This is a genomic window from Tabrizicola sp. BL-A-41-H6 (assembly GCF_050632395.1).
GTDB lineage: Bacteria > Pseudomonadota > Alphaproteobacteria > Rhodobacterales > Rhodobacteraceae > JAUYQR01.
In genome coordinates this window covers 698,658-720,255 of record NZ_CP192600.1, presented here as the reverse complement: position 1 = coordinate 720,255, position 21,598 = coordinate 698,658, and the positions used below count along the sequence as shown (strand labels likewise).

Genomic DNA, 21,598 nt, shown 5'->3' with positions numbered 1-21,598 from the left:
ATCCTCCGCCCCCGGTGCCAGAAAGGGCCAGCCCCGATGCCGGACAAATCCATGCGCCTTCTCCTCGCCCTCTGCCTCCTCGCCACGCCCACCCTTGCCGAAACCACCGGCCCGGTCGAAGACCTCGTGACCGCGCACCGCCTTTACGCCCAGGCCGTCAAAACCGCCGACACCACCGCGCTCCTCTCAGCCATCCGCCTCGCCCGTCCCATCGCCATCCGCCCCGCCCCCGGTTGGACGGTCGAAGCCTCCGCCCCACCGCAGCCAGACGAACCGCAAGGCGCGCCCGCTCCCGCCAACCCGGCCAGCCCGGAAACCCTCGCCATCGCGCTCGCCTTCGCCGGCGAAGACCCGGCGCTGCAAGACCTCGTCTACGATCTGGACGTGCAAAGCCCCGCCCAGCCCACCGCAACCATCACCGCCGCCGCGTCCACCCTCGGCGCCGGCCAGACCGACACCTGGCGCATCGCCCTTTTCGGGCAAAGCCCCGCCGAACTGGCCGTGATCGGCGATGGCGACACGCCCCTCACCCTAACCATCACCGACGACTCCGGCGCAACGGTCTGCGCAAACCCTGCCGCCCCGTTCCCCGATCCCTGCGCCTTCACCCCGTCACGCAACGGGTTTTTCACCGTCGCGGTCACCAATCAGGGCACACTCACCAATAGCTACCAGCTTCTGTCCAACTAACTGAAATCAATAGATTGCTGCGCAGCATTCCGGCGCACGGCAATAAAAATGCTGCGCAGCATGGATCGCACCGCTGCGCAGCAAAGGTCAGCCGCGCCTTCGGTCCGCCGCCCACAACCAACCCGCCCCGATCACCGATACCGCCGCCCCCAGCGCCGCTACCGTGCCATACCCGGCCACCAGCGTGCCGGCGCCAAAGCACAGCGCCGCGATCACATCCCCCGCCAAGCGCTGCACCGCCATCAGCGAAGACCCAGCCCCCGGCCTGTCCGCCAGCAGATCCTGCAGATACGCGATCGGCACCGTCAGCGTCACCGCCCCGCCAATCGCCGCGGGCAAAACCAACGCCCAGACCCACGCGCTTCCCGCCAGCACCGGCAACAGCGCCACATGCACGGCATAGAGCGACGCCCCAGCAAAAATCATCGCCGGCCGGTTCCAGCCCTTTGAAATCGACGGCAAGATCAACATGAACGGCACCTCAAGCCCCGCCACCAACCCCACATACAGCGCCACGTCGGCAGTCCCGCGCCCGGCTTCCGCATCCATCAACAGCGAAATCAACGCGATGTAGATCGTCCCCGCCGCTGTCACCGTCCCCAGCGCCAGCACCCTGACCGCCAGCGCCGGATGCGCCATCTCGGCCAAGGCCGCACGAAAGCTCAGCCCGCTTGGCCGGTCCTGCCACGCCGTCGTGCCGTCCACCGGCCAATATCGCGCCACGACGGCCAGCATCCCGCCCGACAAAAGCATCCCCATCGGAAAGATCGTCGCCAACGGCACGCCCGCCGAAAACGCCAGCGACCACAGCGGCAGCACCACCACGAACGGCGCCGCAAACAGCGCCCGGATCACCGCCATGATCCCGTCGCGCTCGTCCTCCGCATGGCGGCTCGTCGCCAGCCGGGCCAGCGCGAACACCTGCCCGAACACCGACGACGACAGCGGAAACAGCACCGCCCCCGCCAGCACGAACACCAAAGGTCCCGGCACCACCGTCATCAGCCCCATGCCAAGCACAAGGCAGGCCACCGACAGCATCGCAATCTGCCGCCGGTTCGCCGTTTGGTCCGCCCGAATCCCCGCTCCGACCGAGGCCGACACACTCAGGATCGACGACAGTGTCAAAAGCACCGCAAACCCGGCATCCCCGAAGCCGTAGGTCTTGACCGCAAGCGTCGAAAAATACGGGCCGAAACTGCTGACCACAGCGCCGTGCAACGCGATGACAACCCCCGCCGTCCGCAGCGCGGGGTCTTTCAGGACAATTCCGATGGACCGCATGGCGCAATGGCTACCGCTTGGCCACGGCAGGCACAAGCCACCCGATCAGCCGGGAATGACCTTGCCGGGGTTCATCCGCCCGTCCGGGTCGAGCGCCGCCTTGATCGCCCGCATCACGTCCAGCGCCACCGCATCCTTGCGCCGCGCCATCGAGTTCAGCTTGGAAAGTCCCACCCCATGCTCGGCCGAGAAACTACCGCCAAGCTCCGCCACCACATCCTCGACCGTCTCCATCACCCTATCCTTCAGGCCGGGATCGTCGCGCGTCGGAAAGGCGGTGAAATGCAGGTTCCCGTCGCCCAGATGCGCCACCGTCAGGCTGGTCAGCCCCGGATCAACCCGTTCCAGCCGCGCCAGCACCTCGTCCAGAAACACCTCGATCTTGTCCAGGGGCAGGCACACGTCGGTATCCACCGCCGGATGCATCCCGACCGTGATCTCCGCCGCCGCCTCGCGCCGCGCCCACATCACCCGCCGCTGCGCCTCGCTCTGCGCGACCACCGCATCGGTGATCAGTCCCGTCTCCAGCATCTCGCCCAAAATGCCCTCCAACACGCTCACCAACGGCACCGCCCCCGTGTCGTCCGGCGTGGCCTCGGCAGGCGCGGTCGTCGCCGCCTCGATCAGGATCGTCACCTCCGGCACATGGTCGAACGGCAGCCCCAGATCGGGCCGCACCACCGCAAGCCGGTTGGTATAGGTCGCCGGCATGAACTCGAACGCCTCGACCCGCCCGCCCGTCGCCTCCTGCATCCGGTTCAACAACTGCAGCGCATCGCCCAACGTCTGTGCCGCCACCATCGCGGTGGCATGTGCTCGCGGCGCTGGCACCAGTTTCATCACCGCTGCGGTGATGATCCCCAGCGTGCCCTCGGCTCCAATGAAAATGTTTTTCAGATCATAACCCGAGTTGTCCTTGTGCAACTCGCTCATCAGGTTCAGCACTCGCCCATCGGCCAGCACCACCTCCAGCCCAAGGCACAACCCCCGGGTCGATCCATAGCGCAGCACATTCGACCCGCCCGCATTGGTGGACAAGACGCCCCCCAGCACCGCTGACCCGCGCGCCCCGAACCACAGCGGAAAGTACAGCCCCACCGCCTCCGCCGCCTCGTGCAGCCGGCTCAGCACCACCCCGGCCTCCGCCACCACGATCCGCGCCTCGGCCCGCACCTCACGGATGCGGTTCATCCGCTCAAGGCTGACCATCAGCCCACCTTGCGTCATGGTGCCGCCAACCAGCCCGGTGTTGCCGCCAACCGGCACCACCGACAGCCCCTCGGCCGCCGCCACCCGCAAACAGCCCGCGACCTCCGCCGTCGAGGCAGGCCGCACAACCGCCACCGGCGCCCCTTCGTACTTGCCCATCCAGTCGCGCGCAAAGCGCGCCATATCCGCCCCGGTCAGCACATTCGCCGCACCAACCACCAAGCCGAGCTTTTCGATCAACCCGTTCATCTGTCCAAAAATATCCTGCGGGGGTGCGGGGGTGCAAAACCCCCGCTTCGCCGCCAACCTAAAGAACCACCTGCCGCAATGCCAGCGTCAGCCCGCAACCTTACCCAACAGCTCCAGCACCTTCGGCCCCAACCCCTCGACAATCAGCTTCACGCCCTCCGGGTTCGGATGGATGCCGTCCGCCTGCATAAAGGGCGCAAAACTCGCCGGGTCGCCTGCTGTGGCCCCCGCCGCCACCAGCCCCTCGAAGAAACTCCCCGCCAGCAGCGCGCCATACTTCGCCGCCAGTTCCGGATACATCGCGTCGAACGTCGCCTTGTACTCCGGCCCGAAATTCCCCGGCGCCTGCATCCCCACCAGCAGCACCGGCAACCCCTTCGCCGCAGCCTTCTGCAAGATGCCCTCAAGGCTCGCCCGCGTTCCCGCCGGATCCAGCCCCCGCAACATGTCGTTGCCCCCCAACGTGACGATCAGCGCATCCACCTCCGGCCCCAGCGCCCAATCCAGCCGCGCCAGCCCGCCCGCCGAGGTATCGCCTGACACCCCCGCATTCTGCACCACAACATCCGCACCCTTGGCCTTCAGCCACGCCTCCAGTTGCGGCACCAGCCCATCTGCCTGATTTTCCAGCCCGTATCCCGCCGTCAGACTGTCGCCCAGCGCCACAATGGTCACAGGTTCGGCATAAACCGCCCCGCCGGTCAGGATCGTGGCAAGCACAGCATTGCGAACCCATGAAACCACGCCATATGCCTTTTCATATACGGCCTTAAGGACAGACCCAATGACCGACCAGATCCTCGCGCTCACCGACGCGCGCCTGACCCTCCAGGGCAACGCCGGCCCGGTCGAGATCCTGAAAGGCATCTCCCTCACCATCTCGCGCGGCGAAACGGTCGGGCTCATCGGGCCATCGGGGTCGGGCAAATCATCGCTCCTCATGCTCATGGGCGGGCTTGAACGGGCCACCGGCGGATCGGTCCTCGCGCTTGGCCAGGATCTTACCGCGATGGACGAAGACGCGCTCGCCCGCTTCCGTAGGGGGAATATGGGGGTGGTGTTCCAAAGCTTCCACCTCATTCCGACGATGACCGCGCTTGAAAACGTGGCTTTGCCGATGGAACTCGCGAATGTGACCGACGCCTACGCCCGGGCCGAGGCTGAATTGGCCTCCGTCGGCCTTGGCTCGCGCATGAACCACTACCCTTCGCAGCTTTCGGGCGGCGAACAGCAGCGCGTCGCCCTCGCCCGCGCCGCCGCCCCCCGTCCCGCCATCCTTCTGGCTGATGAACCCACCGGCAACCTCGACGGCGTCAACGGCCAGGCGATCATGGACCTCCTCTTTTCCCTCCGAGACCGCCACGGCGCCACCCTCGTCCTCGTCACTCACGCCCCGGAACTTGCCGAACGGTGCGACCGCGTGATCCGCCTCGCCGACGGTCGCCTTGCCCCGGAACTGAAAGCGGCCGCCGAATGAGCCTCGCCCTCCGCATCGCGCGCCGCGAACTCCGCGGCGGCCTCAAGGGCTTTCGCATATTCCTCCTCTGCCTCGCCCTCGGCGTTGCCGCAATCGCCGCCGTCGGCACCCTGCGCGCCGCGATCCAGTCCGGCCTCGAAGACCAGGGCGCCGTCCTTCTGGGCGGCGACGCGCAGATGGAGTTCACCTACCGCTTCGCCGACGCCGAAGAACTGGCCTACATGGACCGCATCGCCACCCGCCGCTCCGAGGTGGTCGATTTCCGCTCGATGGCGGTGATCGAAGGCGACTCCGCCCTCACCCAGATCAAGGCCGTCGACGCCAACTACCCGCTCTACGGCAATGTCACCCTTGAACCGGCGATCCCGCTTGCCGACGCCCTCGCCACCAAGGACGGTCTCCCCGGCGCGGTCCTTGACCCCGTCCTGATCTCCCGCCTGTCCCTGAAGATCGGCGACACCTTCACACTTGGCACCCAGTCCTTCCGCCTGACCGCCGCCCTCCTGCGCGAGCCCGACAGCACCGGCGGCTTTACCCTCGGCCCCCGCACCCTGATTCGCACCGAGGCGCTGGCCCAGTCCGGCCTCCTCGCCCCCGGCTCGCTCTACGAGACCGAATACCGCCTCGCCCTCCCCCCCGGAGCCGACCTTGAAACCCTCAAGACAACCACCGAAGACACCTTCCGCAACAAGGGGATAAGCTGGTCCGACAGCCGCCGCGCCGCCCCCGGCATCGAAAACTTCGTCGACCGGATCGGCAGCTTCCTCGTGCTCGTCGGCCTCGCCGGCCTTGCCGTCGGCGGCGTCGGCATCTCCGCCGCCGTGCGCGCCTATCTCGAAGGCAAGATACCGACCATCGCAACGCTGAAAACCATCGGTGCCGAAGGCAGCCTGATTTTCCGCATCTACCTTGCCCAGATTCTCGCCCTCGCCCTCGTCGGCACGCTTGCGGGCCTGATCCTTGGCGCAGGGCTCCCCCTCCTCCTCGCCCCGGTGATCGAGGCGCAACTGCCCTTCCCCGCCGATATCGCCGTCGCGCCGATGCCGCTGATCGAGGCCGCGTTCTACGGTCTCGTCACCGCCCTTCTCTTCACCCTATGGCCACTTGCGCGCACCGAAAACGTCCGCGCCGCGGCGCTTTACCGGGGCGGCGAAGGCCAGCGCGGCCGCCCCCACGGGCGATACATCGCCGCCCTCGTCGGCCTCGCCATCCTCCTGATTGGCGGCGCGGTCCTTCTCTCCGGCATCCCGGAACTCGCGCTTGGCGCCGCAGGTGGCGTCCTCGGCTCGCTCCTCGTCCTCGCGCTCGCCGCCTGGGGCCTCCGCCGCCTTGCCCGCCGCACCGCGCACCTTGCCCGTGGCCGGGTGCCCCTGCGTCTCGCTCTCGGCTCTATCGGCGGCGCAAGGTCCGAAGCGACCAGCGTCATCCTCTCCCTCGGCCTCGGCCTCTCTGTGCTCGCCGCCGTAGGCCAGATCGACGCGAACCTCCGCGCCGCCATCGACCAGGACCTGCCAGAACGCGCGCCCGCCTTCTTCTTCGTCGACATCCAGCCCGACCAGATCGACGCCTTCCGCGCCCGCATGGAGGCTGACCCCGCCGTGACCGACGTGGAAAGTGCAGCCATGCTGCGCGGCGTCGTGACCATGATCAACGGCAAGCCCGCGTCCGAGGTCACCGACCACTGGGTCGTGCGCGGCGACCGTGGCCTGACCTACGCCGCCACCCCGCCCGAAGGCACCAAGATCACTGCTGGCGCATGGTGGCCCGAAGATTACGCGGGCGATCCGCAGATATCCTTCGCGCAGGAAGAGGCCGACGAGATCGGCCTCAAGCTCGGTGACAAGCTGACCGTCAACATCCTTGGCCGCGACATCACCGCCACCATCACTTCGTTCCGCGAGGTTGATTTCTCCTCCGCCGGCATCGGCTTCGTCATCTCGATGAACCCCGCCGCTGTCGCGGGTGCGCCGCACACCTTCATCTCCACCGTCTACGCCCCACCCGAGGCCGAGGCAGAGATTTTGCGCGACGTGACAAAAACCTGGACCAACATCACCGCCATCCGCATCCGCGAAGCCGTCGACCGCGTGACCGAAGCCCTCGGCGCCATCGCCACCGCCACCGCTTGGGCCGCCGCGGCAACGCTGCTGACCGGATTCATCGTGCTGATCGGCGCGGCGGCAGCAGGCGAACGCGCCCGCGTGTATGAGGCCGCAATCCTGAAAACCCTCGGCGCCACGCGCGCGCGCATCCTGACGAGTTTTGCGCTACGCTCCGCCCTGATGGGCGCCGCAGCCGGCACCGTCGCAGTCATTGCGGGCGCTCTGGCAGGCTGGGCGGTGATGACCTTCGTGATGGACGGCACTTACCGATTCGAGCCGGTCTCGGCCTTCGCGATCATCGTGGGCGGCATCCTCGCCACCCTTCTGGCAGGCCTCGCCTTTGCATGGCGCCCCTTGGCGGCGCGCCCGGCACAGGTGTTGCGCGCGCAGGACTGACCCGGCGCAGCGGGGGTTTCACACCCCCGCACCCCCGTGGGATATTTAAGGAAGAGGAAGCCCAAGGAGCCCTTGCGCCTAATGCCAGGCGAAGAACCCCTTCGGCGCGCGCGACAGCAACTCGTCCGCCAGGCCGCGCCCGATCTCGGCCGCATCCGCCACAGCCCCGCGCCGCTCGCCCTCGATCGCCTCCGACCCGTCAGGCCGCAAAATCTCGCCCCTGAGCCACATCTGGTCGCCCTCGATCAGCGCCAGCCCCGCGATGGGCGTCTCGCACGAGCCATCCAGCGTCGCGAGATACCCGCGTTCCGCCGCCAACCGCACGCCCGTGGGACCGTCGTGAATGGCGGCCAGCAGCCTTGCCACCCGCGCGTCATCCGACCGCCGCTCCACCCCGATGGCACCCTGCGCCACCGCCGGCAGCATCTCACTCACCTCCACCGGTCCGCGCGCCATATGCGTCATCCCGAGCCGGTTCAGCCCCGCCATCGCCAGGAACGTCGCCACCGCGACCCCGTCTTCGAGCTTCTTCATCCGGGTCTGCACGTTGCCGCGAAACTCCACCAGCTTAAGGTCCGGCCGGCGCAGGCTAAGCTGCGCTCGCCGCCGCAAGCTTGACGATCCGACCACCGCACCCAAGGGCAAATCGCTCAGCGTCGCCACCGTGGGCGAAACGAACGCATCGCGCACGTCCTCGCGCTTAAGGTAGCAATCCAGCACCAGCCCGTCCGGCTGGATCGTCGGCATGTCCTTCATCGAATGCACCGCAATGTCGATGCCACCCGCCAGAAGCGCCTCCTCGATCTCGCGGGTGAACAGCCCCTTGCCGCCGATATCCTTCAGCGCCTTGTCCAGGATCTGGTCACCCAGCACCTTGATCACGCAGATCTCGAACGCGTCCTGCGGCAGCGCGAACGCCTCCATCAGGCAGCGCCGCACCTCATGCGCCTGCCATAGCGCAAGCGGCGAACCACGGGTTCCGATTTTCAAGGGCTGCGCGGGGTGGGGCAAATCATCGCTCATGGCCACAGGCTTACATCTGTCATCTTGGCCTGACAACTCTTGACAAGCCCGCCCCGCCAGCCGACCCATTGGCCAAACCGAAAAAAGGCCAGCCATGACCAAAACCATCCTGCGCGCCCTGAAGGGCGAGGTTCTTCCCACCCCGCCGATCTGGATGATGCGTCAGGCCGGCCGCTACCTGCCCGAATACCGCGCCACCCGCGCCCAAGCCGGCGATTTCCTGTCGCTGTGCTACAACCCAGAGCTTGCCGCCGAGGTCACGCTGCAGCCGATCCGTCGCTACGGCTTTGATGCGGCGATCCTTTTCGCCGACATTCTTCTGCTTCCCCAAGCGCTTGGCCCCAAACTCTGGTTCGAAACCGGCGAAGGTCCGCGCATGGAAACCACCACCACGATGGGCCAGGTCACCAACCTGAAACCGACCGAGGCGATCCACGACACCCTCTCGCCGATCTACGAAACCGTCCGCATCCTCGCCGCTGAACTGCCGGCTGAAACCACCCTCATCGGCTTTGCCGGCGCGCCCTGGACCGTCGCCACCTACATGATCGCGGGCAAGGGATCAAAGGATCAGGCCGCCGCCCATGCCCTGAAAGACAGCGACCGCCCGACCTTCGAGGCATTGATCGACCGCATCACCGAGGCCACCATCGAATACCTCTCCGCCCAGATCGAGGCCGGGGCCGAGGTCGTCAAGCTGTTCGACAGCTGGGCAGGATCGCTCAAAGGTCAGGATTTCCGCGATTTCGCCACCGCCCCCACCGCCCGCATCATCAGCGCGTTGAAGGCCCGTCACCCCAACGTGCCAATCATCGCCTTCCCGCGCGAGGCGGGGCAGGGCTACATCGGCTTTGGCCACCAGACCGGCGCCGATTGCGTTGCGATCGACAATTCCGTCAGCCCGGAATGGGCCGCCGCCAACGTGCAGATCGACGGCTGCGTGCAGGGCAACCTTGCGCCCGAACACATGGTCACCGGCGGTCAGGCGCTGGTGGCCGCCACCCAGCATGTCGTGCGCGCCTTTTCCAAAGGCCCGCACATCTTCAACCTTGGCCACGGCATCACGCCCGACGCCAACCCCGACAACGTGCAACTGATGATCGACACGGTGCGCGGGGTCTGACCCCCGCGCACCCGGCTTCAGAACACCGTCGCGACGGATTCGCCCAACGCCAGCGCGCCCGCGTATTGCGACTGCGGCCCGCGTTGCATGGCGTGGAACCGCGCGCCCTGAATGTCGCGGAACCTCCGCTCCAGCCCGGCGGCGCGGTAGAACCCCGCCCCGCTTGCCAGTTCCATCGCCAGTTCCACCGCCCGGATCGCATGATCCGCCCCAAGCGTCTTGCCCATCATCACGTCATTGACGGTGTCCGCCGACGGCGCATTGCGGTCCACCGCCGCAAGCATCGTCTCATGTGCCGCCTCGGCGCCGCGCAACTCGGTCACCATCTTCCCGGCCAAGGCCCGCGTGTCATGTGTGATCGGCCGTTTCTTCGCCAACTCCAGCGCGATCCGGCATGCGCTGTCGGCCACGCCAAGATAGGCCGCATAGATCAGCGGGAACGCGATGGTCGAGATGATGTGGAACAAGGGGTGCCACTCTCCCGCCTTGCGCTTCAGCGCAACTCCGGCATCCGGCACGAACAGTTCGTCCAGCACCACGTCGTGCGACCCGGTGCCCCGCATGCCAAGCGTGTGCCAGGTATCCAGGATCTTCACCTCCGGCGCCTTCATCGACGCGCCGAAATGCAGGACGTACTTTTGCCCGTCCTCCTCCAGCACCGCGCCGGTCATGAACACGTCGCCCGCCGCCGCGCCCGAGGTAAAGATCTTGCGCCCCGAAATCCGGTAGCCGCCCTCAACCTTTCGCGCCACGCCCGACCCGTTGATCCAGTCCGACCCGCCGCTGGACAGAAGGATGATCCTGTCCGCCGCGATCCGCTTCAACAGCGGCTCTACCGCAGCAACCTTCTGGTACTTCCAGCGCCATGCCGGAATCGCGACCTGATGGGTGTGCATCGCAAAGGCCAGCGCGGTCGATCCGCAAGACCGTGCCAGCACCCGCAGCATCGCCGCCAACTCGCGCACCTCTGCGCCACCGCCGCCCAGTTCCTTCGGCACGCCCGCCTCAACCAGCCCCGCGCCTTTCAACAGCGCGTAATTTTCCGCGACAAAGCGGTCCTCGGCATCCGCCTCCGCCGCCCCGGCCGCGATCTGCTCGCTCAGGCTCTCGGCGATCGCCACCGCATCAAACGTCGCCCCGACCGGTCGTTCTGCTGTCAATGTCATGGCTGCACTCCTTTCTGGAATGCCCTCATCTTCCGCAAACCGCGCCGCTCCGGCCAGTCCACGAACTGTACTAGGGCGCAGGGCACTCGGGTGGTAGGGTAAGGCTTCGCACAAGGATCGAACCATGCCCGAGTCGTCCACCTACGGCCAGTTCTGCCCCGTCTCGATGGCCGCCGAAGTTCTCTGCTCCCGCTGGACCGTCGTGCTCCTGCGCGAGCTTTTGTGCGGCAGCACCCGCTTCAACGATCTGCGCCGGGGGTTGCCCCGCATGTCGCCCACGCTGTTGTCGAAACGCCTGAAGGAACTGGAATTGGCGGGTGTGGTGCGCACGGTGCCCACCTCGGGCGGCCTCTTCGAATACCACCTCACGGAAGCAGGCGAGGATTTGCGCCCGATCGTCATGGGCATCGGTTTCTGGGGCCAGCGCTGGGTGGAATCGCGCCTGTCGCTGCGCAATCTCGACCCCACGCTTCTGATGTGGGACATGCGCCGCAACCTTGCCACCGATCCACTGCCAAAACGGCGCTGCACGATACAGTTTCTGTATCCCGAACTTTCACCGCCCCAGCGCAATTACTGGCTGGTGGTCGAATCGGGCAATGTCGACTTGTGCAGTGTCGATCCGGGATTCGATGTCGATCTTCTCGTCACCAGTTCGCTGCGCACCATGACGTCGATCTGGATGGGGGTCGCGCGGCTCAGCGCCGAAGTGGACGCCGGCAAGGTGCAGCTTGACGGCGACCCGGCCATTGCCCGCGCGATGCAGCAATGGCTGAAGCTCAGCCCCTTCGCCCCCGGCGAACGGCGGGTGGCGTGAGCGGTTAAGAAACTCCTAACCTTCCCCCTCAAGCCATTGATTTTATTAAGGCGTACAGCCTGTCCCACCGTGGGACAGGCTAGTCCTCCACCTGCCAAAGCGGCCCCAGCATCCCGGCCAGGGCGGCAAAAGCCTCGTCCCGTCCGTCGGCCCCCGGCCTGATCCTCACCGCCACCGAAGACGCCCAGCCCAGCGCCCCCGCCTTCTCCGGCCTGATGCTGATCGTCAGCCCATCCGGCCCCGCCACGACCGCCTCGATGGCATCTTCCGCCCCGAAGGCCTCGTCGGTCACCTCGAACCAGACCGGCCCGCCCTCAACGGGCTGCCGGAACAGGACATACCCCTCGTCCTCCTCCTCACCCTCGGCAAAGCCCACGAACAACTGGCCCTCGTCCTCGACCACCGACCCATAGGCCGCCGTCACCTCTATATCGGCCATCTCAATACCACTTCGCGATGGGCGGCAGGCTCATCAGCACCGCATTGGCATCATGCCCCGTCTCCAGGCCGAACTTGGTGCCCCGGTCGTAGACAAGGTTGTACTCCGCATAAAGCCCCCGGTGCCGCAACTGCTGCTCCCGGTCGTCCTCGCTCCACGCCGTCCCCTGCCGCCGCTCCGTCACCGGCACGAAGGCCGGCAGGAACGCAGAACCGACGGCCTGCGTGAACGCAAAATCCGCCTCCCAGTCGCCGGTGTTCAGGTCATCATAAAAGATACCCCCAACCCCCCGCGCCCGACCCCGGTGCGGGACAAAGAAATACTCATCCGCCCACGCCTTGAACTTCGCGTAATACTCCGGCGAATGCGCATCACAAGCCGCCTGCATCTGCCCGTGGAAATGCGCCGTATCCTCGGCATATTCGATCGCCGGGTTCAAATCCGCCCCGCCACCGAACCACGCCGCCCCCGGCGTCCAGAACATCCGCGTGTTCATGTGCACCGCCGGGCTGTGCGGGTTGACCATGTGCGCGACCAGTGAAATCCCGCTGGCCCAGAACCGCGGGTCTTCCGCCATTCCGGGCACCCCCCGCGCGGCCATCGCCTTCTGCGCCCGCTCGCCAAGGGTGCCATGCACCTCGGATACATTGACGCCCACTTTCTCGAACACCCGCCCGCCGCGCATCACGCTCATCAGCCCGCCGCCGCCATCGGCCCGCACCGTCGGCGTCACCTCGAACCGGCCCGGCGTGCCGGTTCCGAACTCATCCTCCAGCCGTTCGAACTCGGCCACGATCCTGTCGCGCAAGGTGCGAAACCACGCTGCGGCACGGGTCTTGCGGCTGTCAAACGGATCGGTCATCGTCAAAGTCTCCCAAAGCTGACAGCGCCATGCCTAACACCGTGGCGCGACCGTTTCCAACAGGACATTTGGCCCGCGCAACCCATCAGAAAGCGAGTTTGCCGATGAAACGCCTGATCGTTCCCGCTCTTCTCGTTCTCTCCGCCTGCGGGACGCCGCAGGAACAGTGTATCAATCGCAACACGCGCGACCTGCGAAACGTCGACCGCCTGATTGCCGAGAGCAAAGGCAACCTCGACCGTGGCTTCGCCTATGAAGAGGTGCTCGTCTATCGCGACGTCTGGGTGTTCTGCGACCGCTACGACATCGTCGACGGCCACTACGCCGTGCAGCCCCGGATGTGCCTCGACGACCGCCCCGAATTCGAAACTCGCCCCAAGGCCATCGACCTCGCAGCCGAGGCAAAGAAACTGAAAAGTCTCGAGGCCAAGCGTGTCCAACTGGCCCGCGCAGCCCAGCCGGTTATCGCCCAATGCCAGGCGCAATACCCCGAGTGATCAGTGCGCCGGTGCCGAGACCGCGTCGATCAGGCTGCGCCCGCCATCGACCGTAATCACCTGTCCCGTCAGGAACCCCGCCGCGTCGGACGCAAGAAACTGCACCACCTCCGCCAGTTCCGCAGGTGCTGCAATCCGGCCAAGCGGCGTGCCGCCGGCAATCGAATCGCGGTAATCGGGATGTTCCTTCAGGCTGGTCTGCAGGCTGGCGCTCATCACGCTGCCGAAGGCGATCGCATTGACCCTGATCCCCTTGGGCGCAAGCGCCACGGCCATCGACCGCGTCATCTGGTCAATCGCCGCCGAGGCGATGGAATAGCCCAGCAGTTCCGGCCGGGTATGCTGTGCCGCAATCGACGAGATGTTGATGATCGACCCCAACATCGTGCCCGCCTCGACCTCGGCCCGCGCACCATGCTGGATCATCCGCTTCGCCGTCATCTGCGACAGCCTCAACGCCGTCAGCAGGTTCTGCTCCAGCAGATCCTCCACCCCGTCGCTTTCTGGATTCAAAAGCTCCGACACCACCATCTTGCGGCTGGCATTGACCAGAATATCCACCCGGTCGAACGCATCGACCGTGGCCGACAGCAGGTTCGCGATGGTCAGCTTTTCCGTCAGATCACCCGCGAACATCCGCACCGGACCTTCGGACCGCGCCTCTTCGCCCAACTCGTCCTCCAGCCGCGCCTCGTCGATATCGGCGAACATCACGTTGGCGCCCTTGTCGACCAGATGCCGAGCGATGGCCAGACCAAGGCCGTTCGCGGCCCCGGTCACGATGGCAGTCTTGCCAGAGATGGAAAAAGACATCAGGTCGCTCCGATCTAGGTCAGCTCAAGGTCAGTGTTTTGTCCGTCTGGGCTTGGCCGCCCGGATCACGCGAAACGCGCCGTCGCCGCCCGCGTCCTCCACCGTCAGGAACAATTCGGTCAGCACCGCATCATAGGGCAGGTGGCGGTTCGCAACCATCCACAGCACCCCGTCCGGCGCCAGCATCCGCCGCGCGGCACGGATGAACGACACGCCCAGCGCCAGATCCGCCGTGCGCGATGTGTGGAAAGGCGGGTTCATCACCACTGTTTCCACCAGATTCTCCGGCCGGAACACCGTCGCATCGGCCCAGTGGAACCGCGCCCTTTCGTCGGGCAGGTTCACCCGCGCGCAGTCCAGCGCCGCCGCCTCGGCCTCCACCACCTCCAGCCGCTTCACGCCTTCACGCGCCAGGATCGCGCGGCCAAGAAACCCCCAGCCCGCCCCCAGATCAGCCACCTTGGGGCCAAGCTTCGCCGGCAATGCCGCCGCCAACAACACCGACCCGCGGTCAGGCCCATCCGCCGAAAACACCCCCGGCAGCGTCTGGAATCCGCCTTCGATCACAGTTGGCCGCGCCGCCCACTCTTCCAGCCCCGGCCCGGCGCGGAATGTCGCCAGCTTGCCATGCGCCTTCGACAGGCTTTCCGACACCGCGACCCGCCCACGCAGATCCTTCAGGACCGCGTCGACGCCATCGGTCTTTTGCCCGTCAACCGCGATCAACCCGCCGGGTCTGACCTCCGACGCCGCCTGCGCGATCAGCGCCCGCGCCTCTGCCTTGGCGCGCGGCAGGCATACCACAGCTGCCGCATAGGGCGGCGCGGGTTCCACCCGGAACCGCTGTGCGAAATGGTCATGGTCGGGCTTGAAGCCGGTCAGCACCACCACCCGATCCTGCGGCAGATCGGACAGGTCATCGCCGATGCGCGGCCGATAAACCGCGATCAGACCATCGTCCGGCACCGCAAAGGCACCAGTTTCCAGCGCAAGGGAAAGTCGAGCTGACCGCATGGGCAGGCGCCGGGGCGCCCTACACTCCCGCTCGGGCGCTACCGCGGGTCATTCCTTTTCCATCGTGCATTGCAGCGGATGCTGATGGCGGCGTGCGAAATCCATCACCTGCGCCACCTTCGTCTCCGCCACCTCGAAGGAAAACACCCCCACCACCGCCAGCCCCTTCTTGTGAACCGTCAGCATGATGTCGAACGCCTGCGCATGGTTCAGCCCGAAGAACCGCTCCAGCACATGCACGACAAACTCCATCGGCGTATAGTCATCGTTCAGCAACATCACCTTGTAGAGCGGCGGCCGCTCGGTCTTGGATTTCGGCTTGGTCAGCAAAGACGTGTCCTGCCCCGGACCATCCGTCTTGTCGGACATCATCAATGGGCGTTGCGACACGGGTCAGTGGCTCCGTCAGGGTGGATTCGGGGATCAAGCGCTTACTACGTCAATATAGCCGATTTTGCTCCGTCGGAAAGGGGGCAGGCCTCACGGGCCTTGCACCCCCCGCCCGATCCAAGGCAACAAGCGTCAGGGGGGCACCATCATGCTCAGCACGATCGCCTTTGATGCGGACGACACGCTCTGGCAGAACGAGACGTTCTTCCGGCTGACGCAGGACCGTTTTGCCACCTTGCTTGCCGACTACGCCGATGCCGCTCATCTGCACGACCGCCTGCTTGCCGCTGAACGCCGCAATATCGGCCACTACGGTTTCGGCGTGAAAGGCTTTACCCTGTCGATGATCGAAACCGCGATCGAGGTGACCGACGCCCGCGTTCCCGCCTCGGTGATCGCCGAACTGGTCGCCGCCGGGCGCGACATGCTGGAGCACCCGATCGAGCTTCTCCCGCACGTCCGCGCCACCGTCACGGCGCTGGCACAGGAGTACCGCATTGTCCTCATTACCAAGGGCGACCTTCTGGATCAGGAACGCAAGCTGGCGCAATCCGGCCTCGGCGACCTTTTCGACGCGGTCGAGATCGTGTCGCACAAGACCGCAGCCAGCTATTCATCGATCTTCCGCCGGCACGGCACCGGAGCAGATCAGGCAATGATGGTCGGCAATTCCTTGAAATCCGACGTCATTCCCGCACTGGAGGCCGGAAGCTGGGGCGTCTACATCCCGCACGGCCTGACCTGGGCGCTGGAAACCGCCGACCTGCCCGTCGACCATCACCGCTTTCACGAACTGACCGACCTTTCCGCGCTTCCAACGCTCGTGGCTCGCCTCGCTTGACTGTCTATAGCTAGCCCATCCAGCGTCTCTGCGCCCTATATATAGACCTCGCTTGAAGACTGCTGCATCCCTGCAACTGAATGAGCTACTCCGGCAAAGTCATTGTAAAATGTGGGTTTTCGGAACCGGGCGGCTGTGCTAGCCTCCCGTCGAGGCAGAAAAATCGACACCGGAAATTCGGGTCGGACAGGCAAAGGGACAGCGACGTGGCATCGCTATTCGGGCGGATATTCCGCATTTATCTCGTTGCAATCGCGGCTTTTGCCGTCGTTTTCGCATCATCCGCTCAAGCCGCGCCCTTCGCGGCCATCGTGATCGACGCCCGCTCCGGCGAGGTGCTTTACGAAAAGAACGCCGACGCGCGGCTGCACCCGGCCTCGCTGACCAAGATGATGACGCTTTACATCGCGTTTCAGGAAATCGAAGCGGGCCGCCTCTCGCTTGACACCAAGGTCACCGTCACCAAATACGCCGCCTCGCAGCCACCGTCCCGGCTTGGCCTGAAGCCGGGCCAGAAGATCGCGCTGCGCTATCTGATCCGCGCCGCCGCCGTGAAATCGGCCAACGACGCCGCCTCGGCCATCGGCGACCACATCGGCGGAAATGCCGAAGCCTTCGCCAAACGGATGACCCGCACCGCCAAGCAGCTTGGCATGACGAACACCACCTTCAAGAACGCCAATGGTCTGACCGCCAAGGGCCACCTGTCCTCGGCGCGTGACATGAACACGCTGGGCCGGCACCTGTTTTACGATTTCCCCCAGTATTACAACATCTTCTCGCGCCGCACCGCCGACGCCGGCATCGCCACAGTTCGCAACACCAACTCGCGCTTTCTTGACAGCTACGAAGGCGCGGATGGCATCAAGACCGGCTACACCAATCCCGCAGGTTTCAACCTGACCGCCTCCGCGCAGCGCGGCGGCAAGCGCATCATCGCCACCGTGTTCGGCGGCACCTCGACCGCGCAGCGCAACGCCAAGATGGCCGAACTGATGGATCTCGGCTTCAAGACCGCCAAGAACCGCGTCACCGAACAGCCGCCCGTGGCACCCGAAGCCCCCGCCGACCAGTTGATCGCCAGCGCCGAACCGCAAATCGACGTGCCCGATGTCGAAGGCGGCGCCGCCAAGACCGTTCGCGTATCGGGCGAGGTGCGCGTGTCGCCCCGGCCCAAGGCGCGTCCTGATGTTCAGGCCGTGCCAGAGGCCGTCGCCGTCGCAATGGCCGAAAGCATCGAAGGTGCGCTGGTCGAAGCCACCGCCGAACCCGCCCCCGAAGGCACGCTGGATTTCCAGGCCGAAGCCATCGCGGCGGCCCCCGAAGCCATCGCAGAGGTTCCGGCCGACGTTCCGGTTGAAACCGCCGCCGTCTCGGACGAGGCGACCGATGCCGCCGTGGCACTGGCGCTTGCCGCCACGGCAGACCCCGGCACGCTTGACGCGCAGGCCGCCCAACTGGCCGATTCCGAGGAAAACCCCGACGCCCTCCTGCTGGCCGAAGCCGCCGCTCCCGAAGCCGCAGCGCCTGTTGACGAGGCGCTGGCCGCCTTCAAGCCCAAGGCCCGCCCCGAACGTCCCGCCGACGCCCTCGTTGCCGATGCGACCGAGGCCGTGGCCGAAGAGACTGTAGTCGCCGAGGCCGAACCGGAACTTGTCGTGACCGACCCCGGCACCCTGTTGACCGAAGAAGGCATCATCGCCGCCGCCGACGTGCAGTCCGAAATGCCGCAGCTTATTCAGGATGGTTTGCCCGAAGTCACCGACGTCGAAACCGTTGCCGCCGCCAATGCAGCCCCGCTTGACGCAGCCCCCGTGGCCGCCCTTGCCGTCGCGACGATCAGCACGCGCAAGGCCCCGATCTTCGACAGCGCCGAACCGGCCGAGGTCGAGGTGGCGGCAGCCGAACAGGAAGTTGTGGTCGTCAAATCCACCTCCGGCGGGCGTCATTTCGGCGTCAACGTGGGTGATTTCACCTCGCGCTACGAAGCCGAGCGTGCCCTTCTGAAAACCGCCCTCGCCGAAAGCGCCACCCTGAACGAAGGGTTGCGCAAGATCAGTCAGAAAGACGGCGCTTGGCACGCCAACTTCATGGGCCTCACCGAAGAACAGGCGAACCTTGCCTGCCGCCGCCTGAAAGCCCGCGCCATTCCATGCGAAACATTGGGAGAAGGCTGATGGTCGCGCTTGTTTTTCCGGCCCTGCCGACCGTCACGCTTCCCGTCACCGGGCGGGCAGAACGCTTTCCGATCCGCCGCGTGTTCTGCGTCGGACGCAACTATGCCGAACACAGCCGCGAGATGGGCGGCGACCCCGAGGCCGAACCGCCGTTCTTCTTCACCAAACCCGCTGATGCGGTGGTGGAATCGGGCAGCCGCATCCCCTATCCGCCCGCGACCTCGAACTTGCACCACGAGGCTGAACTGGTCGTCGCCATCGGCCGCAGCGGCGCGATGCTGACCGAAGCCGATGCCGAGGCGCTGGTCTGGGGCCACGCCACCGGCAACGACCTAACCCGCCGCGACCTTCAGGCCGAGGCCAAGGCAACCCGCCGTCCGTGGGACATGTCAAAGGCGTTCGACAAATCCGCCATCGTCGGCAGCATCCGTCCCGGCCCGATCGGCGACGCAGCGATCCGCTGCATCGTCAACGGCACGCAGCGCCAGTCGGCACGCCTTTCGGATATGGTCTGGTCGGTGCCCGCGATCATCGCCGCATTGTCAAAGCTGGTTTCGCTGGCCCCCGGCGACCTGATCTTCACCGGCACCCCGGCAGGCGTCGGCCCGCTGGTGTCAGGTGACATCTGCACGGTCGAAATCGAAGGCCTGCCCCACGCGACGGTCACCATCGCCTGACGGCGTCACGGTTTTGGGCGGTCGTCCCATTCCTTCGTCAGGATGCGGTTCGCATCGCCGTCCGGGTCGTCGAACTGCTTGGTCTTCATCGCCCAGAAGAATGCAGCCAGCCCGACGCCGCCCAACAGCAGCGACACCGGAATGAGGATGGTCAGGATTTCCATTACTTCAACCGCATCGCGTTCAGCGAAACGGTGATCGACGACAGCGACATTGCCAGCGCCGCCGCCAAGGGTGTTGCAGCCCCCATCAAGGCCAGAGGCACCGCGACCACGTTGTAACCACCCGAGATGATGAAGTTCTCCACCATCCGCCGCACCGCCTGACGGCTTATCCTGACCGCATCGGCAATCGGCGCCATGTCCTGCCCCAAAAGTACGATGTCCGACGCCACCCGCGCCGCATCCAGTGCCGACGCGGGGCTGATCGACACATGCGCCGCCGCCAGCGCGCCGGTGTCATTCAAGCCGTCACCGACCATAAGAACCTTGCGCCCCTCGGCCGAAAGTGCCGCCACCCGCGCCGCTTTTTCCGCAGGCAGCACGCCCGCCGACCATTCCTTGATGCCCAAACGCCCGGCCAGATCGGCCACCGCGCCCACCGCATCACCCGACAGAAGGATGATCCGCCGCCCGTCCGCGCGCAGCGCTGCCACCGCAGCCTCGGCCCCTGGCCGCAGCGCATCGGTAAATGTAAAGGAATGCACCACACCGCCAAGGCTCAGATACGTCGCCGTCACCGCCAGCGGCTCGGTCCCGCACCATTCCGCCCGGCCCAGACGCACGCGCTGGCCCTGCCAGACACCCTCGATCCCATACCCCGGCACCTCGCGCACATCGCTGACCGACGCGGGCACGCCCGCCACGCCGGCCAACGCCCGCGCCAAGGGATGCGACGATCCCGCCGCCAGCCCCGCCGCCACCGCCACCACGTCCGCAGGCAACGCGCCAAGGTTCGTCACCTCGGGCGCGCCCATCGTCAGCGTGCCGGTCTTGTCGAACACCACCGTGTCCACCTCGGCCAAACGCTCCAGCGCCGTGCCGTTCTTTATGAGCAGCCCCTTGCGGAACAGTCGCCCGCTGGCCGACGTCACCACCGCCGGCACGGCAAGCCCCAGTGCGCAAGGGCAAGTGATGATCAGCACTGCGGCCGAGATGTTGATCGCATAGCGCACATCCCCACCCGTCGCCCACATCCAGTAGCCGAACGCGCTGAACGACAGGATATGCACCAAGGGCGAATACAGTTTCGCCGCCCGGTCCGCCAAACTCGTGTAGCGCGTCTTGGCCCCTTCGGCGACCGCCACCAGATCGGCCATCCGGTGCAGCGAACTGTCCTTGCCCGCCGCCGTCACCCGTAGCGTCAATGGCCCGGTCAGGTTCACTTCGCCCGCGCTGACAACCGTGCCGACGCCGGCAAACACCGGCAGGCTTTCCCCGGTCAACAGGCTCCGGTCCACCTCGGACGCGCCGCCGATCACTACGCCATCGACCGGCATCCGCCCCCCCGGCCGCACGACGACGGTATCCCCCGCCACCACAGCCGAAATCGCGCGCTCGACCTCCACGCCATCCACCATTACCCACGCCCGAGGCACTTCCAGCGCCGCCAGCTCCTCTGCCGCAGACCGCGCCACCGCCCGCGTCCGGTGGTCAAGATACCGGCCCAGAAGCAGGAAGAACGCCAGCATCACCGCCGCGTCGAAATAGGCGTGATGCCCCGACATCATCGTCTCGTAGACCGAAATCGACGACGCCAGGATCAGCGCCAGCGAGATTGGCACATCCATCCCCAGCCGCCCCGCGCGCAACGACGCCCAAGCCGATTTGAAGAACGGCTGCCCCGCGAAGATCACCGTCGGCAGCGCAATAGCCGCCGAAATCCAGTGGAACATATCGCGCGTCGCAGCCTCGGCCCCCGACCAGACCGCCACCGACAAAAGCATCACGTTCATCATCGAAAAGAATGCGACCCCCAGCCGCATCAGCAGGTCGCGCCCCTGCTTGTCGGTCTCGGTCGCGCTCAACAGGCCGGGGTCCAGCTCATGCGCCTCCTGCCCTTCGGCCTTCAGCACCTCGATCAGCCCCGCTGCCGTCACGTCAGGCGAGGCGTCGACGCTCACCCGCTTGCGCGTCAGGTTCACCCGCGCCGACCGCACGCCCGGAACCCCCGCCAGCGCGGTTTCGACGGTCGAGATGCAGGTCGCGCAATGCACCATCGGCAACGACAGCATGATCCGCGCCTCGGTGGGCGCAGCCATCGCCGCCAGCCGCTCGGCGCTTGGCACCACGGCACAGGCCGGGCAGGCCGACAACCGGTTCGCCTCGTCGAAACTTTCCGCCAGCGCCATCG

The 21,598-nt window shown here is 66.3% G+C and carries 20 protein-coding genes and 1 pseudogene; 9 read left to right on the top strand and 12 right to left on the bottom strand.

Features of this window, described 5'->3' with window-relative positions; genetic code table 11:
• The first annotated feature begins 51 nt into the window (after window positions 1–51).
• Window positions 52–690 carry a hypothetical protein gene (locus ACROUL_RS03600; RefSeq protein WP_431298179.1) on the top strand — a complete coding sequence of 213 codons (639 nt, stop codon included), beginning with the start codon at window positions 52–54 and terminating at the stop codon, window positions 688–690.
• A gap of 87 nt (window positions 691–777) precedes the next feature.
• On the opposite strand, the gene ACROUL_RS03595 is transcribed toward ACROUL_RS03600, so the two are convergent.
• The 3 genes from ACROUL_RS03595 to ACROUL_RS03585 form a co-directional block, all read right to left on the bottom strand.
• A complete protein-coding gene (locus ACROUL_RS03595) occupies window positions 778–1,974 on the bottom strand; it encodes a hypothetical protein (RefSeq protein WP_431298178.1) in 1,197 nt (398 codons plus the stop codon).
• Window positions 1,975–2,019: 45 nt separating this feature from the next.
• Window positions 2,020–3,432 (bottom strand): FAD-binding oxidoreductase, encoded by a 1,413-nt coding sequence (locus ACROUL_RS03590; RefSeq protein WP_431298177.1) that lies wholly within the window; start codon window positions 3,430–3,432, stop codon window positions 2,020–2,022.
• Between the two features lie 87 nt (window positions 3,433–3,519).
• Entirely contained in the window at window positions 3,520–4,176 is a 657-nt protein-coding gene (locus ACROUL_RS03585; protein WP_431298176.1) for an arylesterase, read from the bottom strand.
• 40 nt (window positions 4,177–4,216) lie between these two features.
• Here ACROUL_RS03585 and ACROUL_RS03580 point away from each other — a divergent pair, with 40 nt between their 5' ends.
• Window positions 4,217–4,909, top strand: a complete 693-nt coding sequence (locus ACROUL_RS03580) for an ABC transporter ATP-binding protein (protein ID WP_431298175.1) — start codon at window positions 4,217–4,219, stop codon at window positions 4,907–4,909.
• Entirely contained in the window at window positions 4,906–7,407 is a 2,502-nt protein-coding gene (locus tag ACROUL_RS03575) for an ABC transporter permease (protein ID WP_431298174.1), read from the top strand. The genes ACROUL_RS03580 and ACROUL_RS03575 overlap by 4 nt, the downstream gene beginning before the upstream one ends.
• A 78-nt stretch (window positions 7,408–7,485) precedes the next feature.
• On the opposite strand, the gene hemC is transcribed toward ACROUL_RS03575, so the two are convergent.
• Entirely contained in the window at window positions 7,486–8,430 is a 945-nt protein-coding gene (hemC, locus tag ACROUL_RS03570; protein ID WP_431298173.1) for a hydroxymethylbilane synthase, read from the bottom strand.
• Window positions 8,431–8,524: 94 nt separating this feature from the next.
• Between hemC and hemE the strand changes: the two genes are divergently transcribed.
• The gene (gene hemE / locus ACROUL_RS03565; RefSeq protein ID WP_431298172.1) at window positions 8,525–9,553 is read left to right on the top strand and encodes a uroporphyrinogen decarboxylase; all 1,029 of its coding nucleotides are present in this window, start codon (window positions 8,525–8,527) and stop codon (window positions 9,551–9,553) included.
• Between the two features lie 17 nt (window positions 9,554–9,570).
• Here the strand turns inward: hemE and ACROUL_RS03560 are convergent, their stop codons facing one another.
• Complete coding sequence (locus ACROUL_RS03560) at window positions 9,571–10,719, bottom strand: acyl-CoA dehydrogenase family protein (RefSeq protein WP_431298171.1); 1,149 nt, start codon at window positions 10,717–10,719, stop codon at window positions 9,571–9,573.
• Window positions 10,720–10,843: 124 nt separating this feature from the next.
• On the opposite strand from ACROUL_RS03560, the gene ACROUL_RS03555 reads away from it, so the two are divergent.
• Complete coding sequence (locus ACROUL_RS03555; protein WP_431298170.1) at window positions 10,844–11,536, top strand: winged helix-turn-helix transcriptional regulator; 693 nt, start codon at window positions 10,844–10,846, stop codon at window positions 11,534–11,536.
• A 79-nt stretch (window positions 11,537–11,615) separates the two neighbouring features.
• Here the strand turns inward: ACROUL_RS03555 and ACROUL_RS03550 are convergent, their stop codons facing one another.
• Both ACROUL_RS03550 and hemF read right to left on the bottom strand, forming a co-directional pair.
• Window positions 11,616–11,975, bottom strand: coding sequence for a hypothetical protein (locus ACROUL_RS03550; RefSeq protein WP_431298169.1), 360 nt, complete (start codon window positions 11,973–11,975; stop codon window positions 11,616–11,618).
• A 1-nt stretch (window position 11,976) separates the two neighbouring features.
• The gene (hemF, locus tag ACROUL_RS03545; RefSeq protein ID WP_431298168.1) at window positions 11,977–12,837 is read right to left on the bottom strand and encodes an oxygen-dependent coproporphyrinogen oxidase; all 861 of its coding nucleotides are present in this window, start codon (window positions 12,835–12,837) and stop codon (window positions 11,977–11,979) included.
• Between the two features lie 104 nt (window positions 12,838–12,941).
• Between hemF and ACROUL_RS03540 the strand changes: the two genes are divergently transcribed.
• Window positions 12,942–13,334, top strand: coding sequence for a hypothetical protein (locus ACROUL_RS03540; protein ID WP_431298167.1), 393 nt, complete (start codon window positions 12,942–12,944; stop codon window positions 13,332–13,334).
• Here the strand turns inward: ACROUL_RS03540 and ACROUL_RS03535 are convergent, their stop codons facing one another.
• The 3 genes from ACROUL_RS03535 to clpS are packed head-to-tail and all read right to left on the bottom strand — an operon-like array spanning window position 13,335 to window position 15,530.
• Window positions 13,335–14,147, bottom strand: coding sequence for an SDR family NAD(P)-dependent oxidoreductase (locus ACROUL_RS03535; RefSeq protein WP_431298166.1), 813 nt, complete (start codon window positions 14,145–14,147; stop codon window positions 13,335–13,337).
• Window positions 14,148–14,177: 30 nt separating this feature from the next.
• Entirely contained in the window at window positions 14,178–15,161 is a 984-nt protein-coding gene (locus ACROUL_RS03530; RefSeq protein ID WP_431298165.1) for a methyltransferase, read from the bottom strand.
• Window positions 15,162–15,209: 48 nt separating this feature from the next.
• Window positions 15,210–15,530 carry an ATP-dependent Clp protease adapter ClpS gene (clpS, locus tag ACROUL_RS03525; RefSeq protein ID WP_305567728.1) on the bottom strand — a complete coding sequence of 107 codons (321 nt, stop codon included), beginning with the start codon at window positions 15,528–15,530 and terminating at the stop codon, window positions 15,210–15,212.
• A gap of 169 nt (window positions 15,531–15,699) precedes the next feature.
• Between clpS and ACROUL_RS03520 the strand changes: the two genes are divergently transcribed.
• From ACROUL_RS03520 to ACROUL_RS03510, 3 genes and pseudogenes are all read left to right on the top strand, one after another.
• Entirely contained in the window at window positions 15,700–16,392 is a 693-nt protein-coding gene (locus tag ACROUL_RS03520; protein WP_431298164.1) for an HAD family hydrolase, read from the top strand.
• Between the two features lie 236 nt (window positions 16,393–16,628).
• Window positions 16,629–17,412: pseudogene (locus ACROUL_RS03515) on the top strand (D-alanyl-D-alanine carboxypeptidase family protein); the annotation flags it as partial.
• Between the two features lie 1,156 nt (window positions 17,413–18,568).
• Entirely contained in the window at window positions 18,569–19,246 is a 678-nt protein-coding gene (locus ACROUL_RS03510) for a fumarylacetoacetate hydrolase family protein (protein ID WP_431298163.1), read from the top strand.
• Between the two features lie 5 nt (window positions 19,247–19,251).
• On the opposite strand, the gene ccoS is transcribed toward ACROUL_RS03510, so the two are convergent.
• A complete protein-coding gene (gene ccoS, locus ACROUL_RS03505; RefSeq protein WP_431298162.1) occupies window positions 19,252–19,410 on the bottom strand; it encodes a cbb3-type cytochrome oxidase assembly protein CcoS in 159 nt (52 codons plus the stop codon).
• A complete protein-coding gene (locus tag ACROUL_RS03500; RefSeq protein ID WP_431298161.1) occupies window positions 19,410–21,596 on the bottom strand; it encodes a heavy metal translocating P-type ATPase in 2,187 nt (728 codons plus the stop codon). The genes ccoS and ACROUL_RS03500 overlap by 1 nt, the downstream gene beginning before the upstream one ends.
• Window positions 21,597–21,598 lie beyond the last annotated feature (2 nt).

Bases quoted from the DNA above. Each gene is read 5' to 3' on its own strand.
- ACROUL_RS03600 (WP_431298179.1), top strand. From the start codon at position 52: ATGCGCCTTCTCCTCGCCCTCTGCCTCCTCGCCACGCCCACCCTTGCC.
- ACROUL_RS03595 (WP_431298178.1), bottom strand. From the start codon at position 1,974: ATGCGGTCCATCGGAATTGTCCTGAAAGACCCCGCGCTGCGGACGGCG.
- ACROUL_RS03590 (WP_431298177.1), bottom strand. From the start codon at position 3,432: ATGAACGGGTTGATCGAAAAGCTCGGCTTGGTGGTTGGTGCGGCGAAT.
- ACROUL_RS03580 (WP_431298175.1), top strand. From the start codon at position 4,217: ATGACCGACCAGATCCTCGCGCTCACCGACGCGCGCCTGACCCTCCAG.
- ACROUL_RS03575 (WP_431298174.1), top strand. From the start codon at position 4,906: ATGAGCCTCGCCCTCCGCATCGCGCGCCGCGAACTCCGCGGCGGCCTC.
- hemC (WP_431298173.1), bottom strand. From the start codon at position 8,430: ATGAGCGATGATTTGCCCCACCCCGCGCAGCCCTTGAAAATCGGAACC.
- hemE (WP_431298172.1), top strand. From the start codon at position 8,525: ATGACCAAAACCATCCTGCGCGCCCTGAAGGGCGAGGTTCTTCCCACC.
- ACROUL_RS03560 (WP_431298171.1), bottom strand. From the start codon at position 10,719: ATGACATTGACAGCAGAACGACCGGTCGGGGCGACGTTTGATGCGGTG.
- ACROUL_RS03555 (WP_431298170.1), top strand. From the start codon at position 10,844: ATGCCCGAGTCGTCCACCTACGGCCAGTTCTGCCCCGTCTCGATGGCC.
- ACROUL_RS03550 (WP_431298169.1), bottom strand. From the start codon at position 11,975: ATGGCCGATATAGAGGTGACGGCGGCCTATGGGTCGGTGGTCGAGGAC.
- hemF (WP_431298168.1), bottom strand. From the start codon at position 12,837: ATGACCGATCCGTTTGACAGCCGCAAGACCCGTGCCGCAGCGTGGTTT.
- ACROUL_RS03540 (WP_431298167.1), top strand. From the start codon at position 12,942: ATGAAACGCCTGATCGTTCCCGCTCTTCTCGTTCTCTCCGCCTGCGGG.
- ACROUL_RS03535 (WP_431298166.1), bottom strand. From the start codon at position 14,147: ATGTCTTTTTCCATCTCTGGCAAGACTGCCATCGTGACCGGGGCCGCG.
- ACROUL_RS03530 (WP_431298165.1), bottom strand. From the start codon at position 15,161: ATGCGGTCAGCTCGACTTTCCCTTGCGCTGGAAACTGGTGCCTTTGCG.
- clpS (WP_305567728.1), bottom strand. From the start codon at position 15,530: ATGTCCGACAAGACGGATGGTCCGGGGCAGGACACGTCTTTGCTGACC.
- ACROUL_RS03520 (WP_431298164.1), top strand. From the start codon at position 15,700: ATGCTCAGCACGATCGCCTTTGATGCGGACGACACGCTCTGGCAGAAC.
- ACROUL_RS03510 (WP_431298163.1), top strand. From the start codon at position 18,569: ATGGTCGCGCTTGTTTTTCCGGCCCTGCCGACCGTCACGCTTCCCGTC.
- ccoS (WP_431298162.1), bottom strand. From the start codon at position 19,410: ATGGAAATCCTGACCATCCTCATTCCGGTGTCGCTGCTGTTGGGCGGC.
- ACROUL_RS03500 (WP_431298161.1), bottom strand. From the start codon at position 21,596: ATGGCGCTGGCGGAAAGTTTCGACGAGGCGAACCGGTTGTCGGCCTGC.